The 2,018-nt window shown below is 80.3% G+C and carries 2 protein-coding genes; both read left to right on the plus strand.

Annotation, left to right across the window (positions count from 1 at the left end; all coding sequences use genetic code 11):
- The coding region (eccB, locus tag ACFV5N_RS27390) for a type VII secretion protein EccB (RefSeq protein ID WP_385605104.1) at positions 1-1,208 on the plus strand (1,208 nt) is incomplete at its 5' end.
- Positions 1,205-2,018, plus strand: an 814-nt coding sequence (locus tag ACFV5N_RS27395) for a type VII secretion protein EccE (RefSeq protein ID WP_385605107.1), incomplete at its 3' end; no start/stop codon positions are given. The genes eccB and ACFV5N_RS27395, both read left to right, overlap by 4 nt.

Raw genomic sequence — 2,018 nt, forward strand, 5'->3', positions numbered from 1 at the left:
GCGCCGGCCGCGGCCCCGGACTGCCCGCGACCGGCGCCGTCGTCGCGGGCGGCAGCGGCGACCGGTACGTGGTCAGCGACGGCACCGTCCACCCGGCGCTCAACCTCGCCTCCGCGCTGCTGGCGGGCGGCGGCGAGGTCACCACCGTGCGCCAGACCGTCCTGGACGCCGCCCTCCGCGGGCTCCCGGTCGGCATCCCCGGCGCCCCCGACGCGCTGCCCTCCGCCGACGCGCTCGTCGACGGTCCGTGGACGCTGTGCGCCGTCCCCGCCGAGAACGGCGGCGACCCGGCCAGAACCGCCCTGTACGTCTCCGTCCCCGAAGCCGCCGCCGGCGCGGAGCAGCCCGCGACGGTGCTCGCCGAGGACGAGGACGGCGCCCTGTGGCTCCTCACCGAAGGCCGCCGCTACGCCCTGGACCAGGGCATCCGCGATCTGCTGAGCCTCACCCGGGACCCCGTCCCGCTGCCGCTGCGGATCCTCGCGACCCTGCCCGAGGGCCCCGCGCTCATCCTCCCCGATCCGGGCAGCGGCACCGGCGACGCGCCCGAAGCGGACCTGCCCTTCCCGGCCGCCGTCGGCGACCTCGCGCACACTGCCCCCGGCGGCGGCAGCCCGCAGTACTTCCTGGTCCGGCCGGACGGCCTGGTCTCGCTGCCGGAGCTGGTGCACACCCTGCTCGGGGCGCAGGCCACCACCGACCACACCGTCTCCGCCACCGAGGCCGCCCGGGCCCCCCGCTCGGCGGAGGCCGCCCCCGGCGACCGCTCGTGGCCCGAGGCCCGTCCGGTGGCCACCGACCCCGGCCGCAACCAGCCGGTGTGCGTCAGCACCCCGCCCGGCGGCCGGCCGGGCGACGCGCCGTGGCAGGCCACCGTCCATCTGCCCGCCACGCTCCCCGAGCCCGGCGGGCTCACCCCGGTGCGGTCCGGGGACGGGCGGCTCGGAGCGCTGGACGAGATCTGGGTGCCGGCCGGCTCCGGCGCGGTGGTGCGCGCCACCACCTCGGCCGGGGCGGGCGGCACGTACACCCTGGTCACCGACGGCGGCCTGGCGTACCCGTTCGCCTCGCCCGAGGCGGTGGAACGGCTGCGGTACGCGCCGGGCGCCGCGCCCACCGTGCCGGCCGGTTTCGTCGGACTGCTGCCGGCCGGGCCCGTGCTCGATCCGCTGGCCGCCGTGGTGGAACAGCAGGGGGACCAGGAATGAGCAGGGGATTCGGCAGGGCCCGCTGGGTGGCCCTGGAAGCCGGTCTCGGCGCGGCGGCGGCCGGGGTCGCGGTCGGCGGGACCGCCGGCGGCGCGCTGGCCGGCGGCGGGGCCGCCGTCCTGGCCGCGGCGCTGCTGCGGCGCCGCGGCCGGTGGGCGGACGAACTGGTCACCGCCCGGCTGCGGCAGGACACCCGGCCCCCGGCCCCGGCCGGGGAAGGGGATCACGGCCACCCAGGGGCGCCGTACGGGCGCGGGACGCTGGGCCTGGCCCGGACGCTGCTCCCCGCCCTGGACATCACCGCGGTCGCCGACCGCAACGGCCCGCCGGTGGGCGTGCTCGCGGACGGCCGCGGGTACGCCGCCGTGCTGGCCTTCCCCGGCGGGACGGTGCCCTCGCTGCCGGTGGACCTCGTCGCGCACGCGCTCACCGGGGACCCGGCGCGCCCGGCCGCCGCCCAGGTGCTGGTGGAGCAGTTCGGGGTGCCGCCGTGGGACTTCCACTACCGCTACCAGCCCACCGTCGCCTACCGGCAGCTGCCCTCCGGGGGACGGCCTGTGGCCGTCCGGGCGCATCTGGTGCTGCGCTACGAGCCGCTGGACGCGCCGGAGGCGGCGCGGCGGCGCGGCGGCGGCGCGGCCGGCGGGCGGGCCGCGGTGGTGGCCGCGCTCGCCCGGCTGCGGGCCCGGCTGGCCGCCCAGGGGATGCCGTCGGAGCCGGTGGGGCCGGAGGAGACGGCGGCGCTGCTGCGGCAGACGGGCGAGGCCAGCGGCGAGGGCCGGGCCCTGCCGGGCAGCTGGGCGGGCAAGG

Origin of the sequence: Streptomyces sp. NPDC059853 (assembly GCF_042731495.1) — a bacterium.
In the GTDB taxonomy this organism is placed as follows: domain Bacteria; phylum Actinomycetota; class Actinomycetes; order Streptomycetales; family Streptomycetaceae; genus Streptomyces.